Consider the following 9,986-nt stretch of genomic DNA (forward strand, 5'->3'; position numbering starts at 1 on the left):
ATCTACAAGTCAATGTCTGCAAGTGCTTCAACAGTTCTTTCAGAGAAAGCCTCAGAAGTGGCCTCAGAGAAAGCTTCAACCAGCAACTCAGTAAGCGAATCTGCATCTAAGGTGGCCTCAGAGAAAGCTTCAGAAGTAGCTTCAACAAGTAACTCAGTAAGCGAATCAGCTTCTAAGGTAGCTTCAGAGAAAGCCTCAGAAGTGGCTTCAACAAGTAACTCAGTAAGTGAGTCAGTATCTAAGGTGGCTTCAGAAAAAGCTTCAGAAGTGGCTTCAACCAGCAACTCAGTAAGCGAGTCAGCATCTAAGGTAGCCTCAGAGAAAGCCTCAGAAGTAGCCTCAGAGAAAGCTTCAACAAGTAACTCAGTAAGTGAGTCAGCATCTAAGGTGGCTTCAGAAAAAGCTTCAGAAGTAGCCTCAACCAGCAACTCAGTAAGTGAGTCAGTATCTAAGGTAGCCTCAGAAAAAGCTTCAGAAGTAGCTTCAACCAGCAACTCAGTAAGCGAATCTGCATCTAAGGTAGCTTCAGAAAAAGCCTCAGAAGTGGCTTCAACAAGTAACTCAGTAAGTGAGTCAGCATCTAAGGTGGCTTCAGAAAAAGCTTCAGAAGTAGCTTCAACCAGCAACTCAGTGAGCGAGTCAGTATCTAAACTTACCTCAGAGAAAGCTTCAGAAGTAGCTTCAACCAGCAATTCAGTAAGCGAGTCAGTATCTAAACTTACCTCAGAGAAAGCTTCAGAAGTGGCATCAACAAGTAACTCAGTGAGCGAGTCAGCTTCTAAGCTTGCCTCAGAAAAAGCTTCAGAAGTAGCTTCAACAAGTAACTCAGTAAGCGAATCAGCATCTAAGGTAGCTTCAGAAAAAGCCTCAGAAGTAGCTTCAACAAGTAACTCAGTGAGCGAGTCAGCCTCTAAGGTAGCTTCAGAAGTAGCTTCAGAGAAAGCTTCAACAAGTAACTCAGTAAGTGAGTCAGCCTCTAAGGTAGCCTCAGAAAAAGCTTCAGAAGTAGCTTCAACAAGTAACTCAGTAAGCGAATCAGCCTCTAAGGTAACTTCAGAAAAAGCTTCAGAAGTGGCATCAACAAGTAACTCAGTGAGCGAGTCAGCCTCTAAGGTAACTTCAGAAAAAGCCTCAGAAGTGGCATCAACAAGTAACTCAGTGAGCGAGTCAGCCTCTAAGGTAGCTTCAGAGAAAGCCTCAGAAGTAGCTTCAACAAGTAACTCAGTAAGTGAGTCAGTATCTAAACTTACCTCAGAGAAAGCCTCAGAAGTGGCATCAGAAGTGGCTTCAACCAGCAACTCAGTAAGTGAGTCAGCTTCTAAACTTGCCTCAGAAAAAGCATCAGAAGTAGCTTCAACCAGTAACTCAGTAAGCGAATCAGCATCTAAGGTAGCTTCAGAGAAAGCATCAGAAGTAGCTTCAACCAGCAACTCAGTAAGCGAGTCAGTATCTAAACTTACCTCAGAGAAAGCTTCCGAAGTGGCATCAACAAGTAACTCAGTAAGCGAATCAGCATCTAAGGTAGCCTCAGAAAAAGCTTCAGAAGTAGCTTCAACAAGTAACTCAGTAAGCGAATCAGCATCTAAGGTAGCTTCAGAGAAAGCATCAGAAGTAGCTTCAACAAGTAACTCAGTAAGCGAATCAGCCTCTAAGGTAACTTCAGAAGTAGCTTCAGAGAAAGCTTCAACAAGTAACTCAGTGAGCGAATCAGCCTCTAAGGTAACTTCAGAAAAAGCCTCAGAAGTGGCATCAACAAGTAACTCAGTAAGTGAGTCAGTATCTAAACTTACCTCAGAGAAAGCCTCAGAAGTGGCATCAGAAGTAGCTTCAACCAGCAACTCAGTAAGCGAGTCAGTATCTAAACTTACCTCAGAGAAAGCCTCAGAAGTGGCTTCAACAAGTAACTCAGTGAGCGAGTCAGCATCTAAGGTGGCTTCAGAAAAAGCCTCAGAAGTAGCTTCAACAAGTAACTCAGTAAGTGAGTCAGTATCTAAACTTACCTCAGAAAAAGCTTCCGAAGTGGCATCAGAAGTGGCATCAACAAGTAACTCAGTAAGCGAATCAGCCTCTAAGGTAGCCTCAGAAAAAGCTTCAGAAGTAGCTTCAACCAGCAACTCAGTGAGCGAGTCAGCATCTAAGGTAGCTTCAGAAGTAGCTTCAACCAGCAACTCAGTAAGCGAGTCAGTATCTAAACTTACCTCAGAGAAAGCTTCAGAAGTGGCATCAACAAGTAACTCAGTAAGCGAATCAGCATCTAAGGTAGCCTCAGAGAAAGCTTCAGAAGTAGCTTCAACCAGCAACTCAGTAAGCGAGTCAGCATCTAAGGTAGCTTCAGAAAAAGCTTCAGAAGTGGCTTCAACAAGTAACTCAGTAAGTGAGTCAGCATCTAAGGTAGCTTCAGAGAAAGCTTCAGAAGTGGCTTCAACAAGTAACTCAGTAAGCGAGTCAGCATCTAAGGTAGCTTCAGAAAAAGCTTCAGAAGTAGCTTCAACCAGCAACTCAGTGAGCGAGTCAGCATCTAAGGTAGCTTCAGAAAAAGCCTCAGAAGTGGCATCAACAAGTAACTCAGTGAGCGAATCAGCATCTAAGGTAGCCTCAGAAGTGGCTTCAACCAGCAACTCAGTAAGCGAGTCAGCTTCTAAACTTGCCTCAGAAAAAGCATCAGAAGTAGCTTCAACAAGTAACTCAGTAAGCGAATCAGCATCTAAACTTGCCTCAGAGAAAGCATCAGAAGTGGCATCAACAAGTAACTCAGTAAGCGAATCAGCATCTAAGGTAGCCTCAGAAAAAGCATCAGAAGTAGCTTCAACAAGTAACTCAGTAAGTGAGTCAGCCTCTAAGGTAGCTTCAGAGAAAGCTTCAGAAGTAGCTTCAACCAGCAACTCAGTAAGCGAGTCAGTATCTAAGGTAGCTTCAGAGAAAGCTTCAGAAGTAGCTTCAACCAGCAACTCAGTGAGCGAGTCAGCCTCTAAGGTAGCCTCAGAGAAAGCTTCAGAAGTAGCTTCAACCAGCAACTCAGTAAGCGAGTCAGTATCTAAACTTACCTCAGAGAAAGCTTCCGAAGTGGCTTCAACAAGTAACTCAGTAAGTGAGTCAGTATCTAAACTTACCTCAGAAAAAGCCTCAGAAGTAGCTTCAACCAGCAACTCAGTAAGCGAATTAGTTTCTAAACTTATGTCAGAAAGAGCATCAGAAGTGGCCTCAACCAGCAACTCAGTAAGCGAGTCAGCATCTAAGGTAGCTTCAGAGAAAGCTTCAGAAGTGGCATCAACAAGTAACTCAGTAAGTGAGTCAGCCTCTAAGGTAGCTTCAGAAAAAGCCTCAGAAGTAGCTTCAACAAGTAACTCAGTAAGCGAATCAGCCTCTAAGGTAACTTCAGAAGAAGCCTCAGAAGTGGCATCAACAAGTAACTCAGTAAGCGAATCAGCCTCTAAGGTAGCTTCAGAGAAAGCTTCAGAAGTAGCTTCGACAAGTAACTCAGTAAGTGAGTCAGCGTCTAAGGTAGCTTCAGAGAAAGCCTCAGAAGTAGCTTCAACAAGTAACTCAGTAAGTGAGTCAGCGTCTAAGGTAACTTCAGAGAAAGCCTCAGAGAAATCTTCGGAAGTAGCTTCAACAAGTAACTCAGTAAGCGAATTAGTTTCTAAACTTATGTCAGAGAAAGCTTCAGAAGTAGCTTCAACAAGTAATTCAGTAAGTGAGTCAGCATCTAAACTCGCTTCAGAGAAAGCTTCAGAATCAGCTTCACTTTCTACTTCAATTAGTGCAAGTATTTCTGCTTCACCGAAATGTTCTTGTGTCGATGATTCAACAAGTACATCTGTATCCAAGTCAGCTTCAACAAGTGCGTCAGTATCAACAAGCGACTCAGTAAGCGAATCAGCGTCTAAACTCGCTTCAGAGAAATCTTCGGAAGTGGCTTCAACAAGTAACTCAGTAAGCGAATTAGTTTCTAAACTTATGTCAGAAAGAGCCTCAGAAGTAGCTTCGACAAGTAACTCAGTAAGTGAATCAGCATCTAAGGTAACTTCAGAGAAAGCCTCAGAAGTAGCTTCAACAAGCACCTCAGTAAGTGAGTCGGTTTCTAAAGTTCTTTCAGAGAAAGCCTCAGAAGTGGCTTCAACAAGCAACTCAGTAAGCGAATCAGCATCTAAGGTAGCCTCAGAAAAAGCCTCAGAAGTAGCTTCAACCAGCAACTCAGTAAGCGAATCAGTATCTAAACTTACCTCAGAGAAAGCTTCAGAAGTGGCATCAACAAGTAACTCAGTGAGCGAATCAGCCTCTAAGGTAACTTCAGAAAAAGCCTCAGAAGTGGCATCAACAAGTAACTCAGTGAGCGAGTCAGCATCTAAGGTAGCTTCAGAGAAAGCTTCAGAAGTAGCTTCAACCAGCAACTCAGTAAGCGAGTCAGCATCTAAGGTAGCTTCAGAGAAAGCCTCAGAAGTAGCTTCAACCAGCAACTCAGTGAGCGAGTCAGCATCTAAGGTAGCTTCAGAAAAAGCCTCAGAAGTGGCATCAACAAGTAACTCAGTGAGCGAATCAGTTTCTAAAGCAACGTCAGAGTCAACAAGTGCGTCAGCTTCAGTAAGTACATCTGTTTCTGAATCTGTATCTGCCTCAACAAGCGGATCAGCTTCAGCAAGTGATTCAGTATCAACATCAGCAAATACGCCAGCTTCAGCAAGCGTATCGACATCAGCGGACGTATTATCTTCTGAGACAAGAACAGAATCAGAAGGTAAGTCAAGAAAACAATTGCCAAATACTGGTACAGAAGCCTCTAAATCATCTGTACTTTTAGGAGCTTTGGCAGCTGTGACTGGTCTAGGTCTGTTTGCGAAACGCCGTAAAAATGATCAGGAAGATTAATAAGAATACCAATAAAAAGTTTTCTTATTAAGCAAAAAATACTGAAAGAAAACCCTTGAAAAGTTAAACTTTTCAAGGGTTTTTGGTTGTCTTGTGAGGGAAAATGATGATATAATTTAGAATGGAAATATCTTTCAATATTTTATAATTTTATTTGATATTCTAAAGACAAGGTCAAATGATTTAGTATAAAGAAAGCCCGAGATTTGAATTGAATCTATACTCTTTCACAATCTTTTTAAGCGTTTTTAACATTCTTCTACTATAGGTATGTAGTGCTCTTTGATGTTTGTTGAGTTTGAAAATAAATTATAAATTATCTGGAAAATAAATAGAAATAGGAAATAGGTAAATACAATGGAAAAATTAACATTTGTTTTAGCTGGTGATTATGGCTATATTCGATATATAGAAGCAACATTAAAGTCAATTTGCTATCATCATGACAATTGCAAAGTTTATATTTTGAATCAAGATATTCCTCAGGAATGGTTTATCAGTGTTCGTGAAAAAATGAGTCAGAAACAGAGTGAATTAGTTGATGTGAAGCTGACAAGTGGATTGGTCTCAGAAACATGGAAGTTACCTCCGTTTGGGGCTCATATGAACCATATGTCTTTTGCGAGATACTTTATCCCACAATTTGTGGAAGAAGATAAGGTGCTGTATTTGGATAGTGATACGATTGTAACGAGAACGCTAAATGAGTTATTTGAAATCGAACTTGGGGATAAACTTTTGGCAGCGGCCAAAGTTGTTTATGGATTAGAAGATAGATTTAATTCGGGTGTCTTACTAGTTAATAATAAGTTGTGGAAAGAAGAAAATATTCAAGCGACTTTAATCGAAATCACTGATAGGGATCATGAAACATTGCTAGAATCCGATCAAACTGTCTTTAATCGAGTGGCAGGGGAACGCTATATCGTATTAGATGATACTTACAATTTTCAAGTTGGTTATGATCGAATTGCAGAGGAGAGACAGCAGTATTTTATTTTAGAGATGTCGACAGATCCATTGCCAGCGATTATTCATTATCTTTCAGGAGATAAGCCTTGGAATTTAAGATCCTTTTCTCGTTTAAGAGAAGTATGGTGGAGATATTCAATGATGGACTGGTCAGAAATTACGGGTCATAAAACACCTAGAAAAAAACGTGACCTATTTATTATGACAGATAGTCAGTCATTGGAACAGATCGATTATCTAGTGACTCATTTACCAAATTTCATGTTTCATATAGCAGCTAATACATTGATGGGTGATGTTCTGAATTGTTTACGAAAATATGAAAATGTGAGATTATATCCAGCTATTTTAGATTGGAATCGTAATCGGTTGGTTGATGAGTGTGATATTTATTTAGACATTAACTATGAGGAAAAAAATCAACAAGTAATTGAAACTGCAAAACAAAAAGGAAAACCAATCCTAACATTTGATACGGTAGTGAATCCCTATCATGTAGATCAGGTATTCTCTAGTTCAGAACCGCAAAAGATGTGTGATTACATTCTATCTTTATAGGATTTGTCGTTTTAATCAGCTTATGATTATGGAGGAATTAAAGGAGATATAGATGCTTTATCTAACAAAGCAGTATAGTCCAGCCGAGCAGCAATTTGTAGAAGATGTACTTTCTTCTGGTACTGAGGTTCATGTTTTAACCCTGGATTATGTAGAAAGACCTCAAGATTACATTCATTTTTTACCGATGCTACTTGCGAAGAAATCATCATTAAATCAATATAAAAGTGAATCATTGATAGCTTTGAGGGTGGTGGTTCCTAAATATTGGGAAATTTGTATGGAAGAAGATTGCGCAACCATATGGGATAAAGATATTCAACGAGGTCAGATTTTCTATCGTTGTAAAGAATTATATACAGTAGACAGGGTTGAATGGTGGGATAGTCAGGGAAAAGTTATAAGCTGCGATTACTATTTAGAAAATGGTTGGCGTTATAAGCAGGAAATAATGGATGAATCAGAAAAGAGTATCTCGGTTCATTATTATGATGCTCAAAATACTCTACTAATGATTAAAAATGTAGAGCGAAGCTTATATACTTTATTTAAAGATGAAATCACCCATATTTATACTGAAGATGAACTATGGCAGGCTTGTTTAGAGCTCTTTGATTTAGAAAATGAAGTGCTAGTTGTTGGAGATTTAGAAATAGCGGATTACTTAGATCGTCAAAAAGTTTCTGCAGTTTATTCTTCTAAAGAACCGATTCAAATCCAAGAAATAGAAGAATACTTATCAAGAGTAGATCGACTCTACGTTTATCATTATTCGGTATTTGAATCCCTTGCTCCAAACGATAAAATTCATCATATTAGTCCCTTGTATCCTTCAAAAATGAATGTGAATCACCATCGCGCGCTCATCATGACTCACACACAAGAAATTGAAAAAATAGAGGAAATTATTGAGAAGCTGCCGATGATTGAGTTTCATATCGCTGCTCTGACGAATATGGGACCTAGACTATTGGATCTTGAACGATGTGAAAATGTCTATTTACATCCAGGGATTAGCCAGGCAGAGTATGAAAGTTTGCTAGCTCAGTGTAGTTTGTATTTAGATATTAACCATAGTATAGAAATATTGAATGCCGTGGAAGAATCCTTAGAAAAAGGGTTGCTTTTATTTGCTTTTAAGGAGACCCAGCATAGGAGAGGTTTTATCTGTCCTGAGCATCTATCTTCCAGTCAAGCTGCGGCTGATTTGATTGATGCTATCAAAAAGGTTGTCGTTTCAGAGGAAATGTATCATTTGGCTTTGCAAAAGCAATGGAAATGGATTCAATCTTCTACTAAAGAAGATTACAATAGAGCTTTTTGAAAGGTGAAAAATTAAGTGACAGTTTATCTATTCGACTTATTAGTAGGGTACGAACCAAATGGTGTAGATCGTTCTCAGGCCAATCGTGCTAGGATCTTTAAAAAGATGGATTTGGATGTTCATTACATCTTTTCTGTCCTTCCTCCAAGAGAAGATTTTCTTTATTTTCAACATATAGGGATTCCTCTGGATAAAATGATGATTGCTCCCTTTTACTTAGCAGGAGAAAAAGGTGTACAATCAACTATCACTAGTGAAGAGATGATTAGTAGACTGCATCTAGAGAATAGTCCGATAGTTGAGAGAGACCAGCATCAAATCGTTTATCAAATATCTGAAGATCATAGGCTATTTCTGAAATGTGAGGATGGAATAGTTTATCAGGTTGATCATTTTTATCAAGATACACTCTATCAGAGAGATCATTATACTTCTCATTTGATATGTAGAGAGTGGTTTGACCAAGGGACTTATCAGTGGAGCAAAAGGTGTTTCTATAATTCCGAAAGTGAAGTGGTCTATGAAGGTTTCCAATCGTTAGGAAAAACACGGTATCGATTTGGTTCAGAATGGCTTGAAGGCGAATATGACTTGATGCAATATTTTATCCAATCCTTGTCCCTTTCTTCTGCTGATGTCGTCCTTATGGACAGGGTCTCTAGATTTTCCTTTTCACAGGCAATTTTGGAATATGGCAATCATGCAAAAATAGGAGTTTTTCTTCACTCTCTCCATCAATATAAAACGGGAGCGATGAATAATGAGTATCATTATTTATTTCAACATGCGACTTCTTTTGACTTTATGATTGTTTCGACAGAAGCACAAAAAACAGACTTGGAGAACTATCTAAGAGAGATGGGCTTACCTAGCTGTCCGATTTGTGTGATACCAGCTGCTAGTATCGAAAGTATCGAGAGCAATGTAGAGACGATGGTTCCTTATTCGGCTATGCTTGCTGCTCGCTTAAACTATCGCAAACAAGTCGATATAGCGATTAAGGTAGGAGCAAAGGTCAAAGAGAAAATACCAGGATTTACTTTGGATATCTATGGTCAAGGGGAGGATTATCATAAATTGAACCAACTGATTTCAGAGCTAAATGCGGAAGAGTATATAAGGTTACGTGGTTATCAAAATTTAAAAGAAGAGTATAAAAAACACCAGCTCTATCTATCAACTTCTTCTTGGGAAACCTTGGGGCTAACCTTACTTGAAGGGGTGGCTTCTGGTATGGGATTAGTAGGTTTAGATGTCCCTTACGGAGCACCTACCTTTATTCAAAATGGGAAGAATGGTTATTTAGTTCCCTATTCTGAAGGTCAAGATAAAGAAGAAAGTGTTGAAAGAATGACGAAGGCCGTATTGGAGTTTTTTGATTTGAATCAAAATGAAGTATCGCAGCATTCATATCGCATTGCAGCCTCTTATTTGGATGAGGTCATTGCAGAAAAGTGGAGAGTATTGATAAAAGATTAAATTTGTGCTTTTTAGTAAGCTGTTTGTAAAATTCAGAAAGAGTAAATACAAAATGAAAAAAGCTATTGTATTATGTTTTGATAGAAGTTATTGTGAACAAGCTATTGTAACTATAAAATCATTGTGTGCTTATCATAGAAATTTGAAAATATATATTTTCAATAACGGGAGTATTCCACAAGAATGGTTTGGAGCTCTGCAAAATTGGTTAACTCCATTTGATTCTAGGGTTTGTAATATTCGATTGTCTGAAGAAGAACAGGAATTGAGACAGTTTAATGTTAATAATAGTAAGCATATATCAGCAACTAAATTTCTTATTTATTATATGGCGGATTTTGTGAAAGAAGATGTAGCACTTTATTTAGATTGTGATTTACTGGTAACAGGAAAAGTAGATCATTTGTTAGAGTATGATTTAGATGGCTGTTATGTAGCAGCAGTAAATGATAGCGACCTGGATCCGTCAAAGCACAATGATATCAAAAAAGAACTGAATGCGGGAGTATTAGTCGTTAATTTAAAGCGTTGGAGAGAAGAAAATGTACGAGAAAAATTGATAGAATTGACTCGAGAACATTATATGCATGTACCAAATGGAGATCAATCAATTATGATTATGGCATTTGGAGAAGAATGGTTACCCTTGAAAGATACATATAATTTTTTAGTCGGATATGATGCATACGAGATTAGTGAATTTAAAAAAGAGAGAACCACTATAAAAGAGAATCGAATGCCTCGTATCTTACATTACTTAGGATATAATAAACCTTGGAATGAAGAA

General features: G+C 38.6%; 6 protein-coding genes. 5 read left to right on the forward strand and 1 reads right to left on the reverse strand.

Annotated features, from left to right (window positions below; all coding sequences use genetic code 11):
* Positions 1-2 precede the first annotated feature (2 nt).
* Positions 3-4,061 (reverse strand): leucine-rich repeat protein, encoded by a 4,059-nt coding sequence (locus HMPREF9957_RS13795; RefSeq protein WP_369665125.1) that lies wholly within the window; start codon positions 4,059-4,061, stop codon positions 3-5.
* Between HMPREF9957_RS13795 and HMPREF9957_RS13800 the strand changes: the two genes are divergently transcribed.
* The 5 genes from HMPREF9957_RS13800 to HMPREF9957_RS09100 form a co-directional block, all read left to right on the forward strand.
* On the forward strand, positions 3,958-4,866 hold the full coding sequence (locus tag HMPREF9957_RS13800) for an LPXTG cell wall anchor domain-containing protein (protein WP_369665126.1): 909 nt from the start codon (positions 3,958-3,960) through the stop codon (positions 4,864-4,866). The genes HMPREF9957_RS13795 and HMPREF9957_RS13800 overlap by 104 nt on opposite strands.
* A gap of 357 nt (positions 4,867-5,223) precedes the next feature.
* The gene (locus HMPREF9957_RS09085) at positions 5,224-6,396 is read left to right on the forward strand and encodes a glycosyltransferase (RefSeq protein ID WP_000413732.1); all 1,173 of its coding nucleotides are present in this window, start codon (positions 5,224-5,226) and stop codon (positions 6,394-6,396) included.
* Positions 6,397-6,448: 52 nt separating this feature from the next.
* Positions 6,449-7,720, forward strand: coding sequence for a hypothetical protein (locus HMPREF9957_RS12290; protein ID WP_000966483.1), 1,272 nt, complete (start codon positions 6,449-6,451; stop codon positions 7,718-7,720).
* A 15-nt stretch (positions 7,721-7,735) separates the two neighbouring features.
* Complete coding sequence (locus HMPREF9957_RS09095; RefSeq protein ID WP_000219491.1) at positions 7,736-9,199, forward strand: glycosyltransferase; 1,464 nt, start codon at positions 7,736-7,738, stop codon at positions 9,197-9,199.
* 52 nt (positions 9,200-9,251) lie between these two features.
* A partial coding sequence (locus tag HMPREF9957_RS09100) for a glycosyltransferase family 8 protein (RefSeq protein ID WP_000709335.1) occupies positions 9,252-9,986 on the forward strand: 735 nt, incomplete at its 3' end.

It is taken from the genome of Streptococcus mitis SK1080, assembly GCF_000220085.1.
Lineage (GTDB): Bacteria > Bacillota > Bacilli > Lactobacillales > Streptococcaceae > Streptococcus > Streptococcus mitis_K.

Coding starts and splice junctions, on each gene's coding strand:
- HMPREF9957_RS13800 (WP_369665126.1), top strand. CDS start 3,958: ATGTCAGAAAGAGCCTCAGAAGTAGCTTCGACAAGTAACTCAGTAAGT.
- HMPREF9957_RS09085 (WP_000413732.1), top strand. CDS start 5,224: ATGGAAAAATTAACATTTGTTTTAGCTGGTGATTATGGCTATATTCGA.
- HMPREF9957_RS12290 (WP_000966483.1), top strand. CDS start 6,449: ATGCTTTATCTAACAAAGCAGTATAGTCCAGCCGAGCAGCAATTTGTA.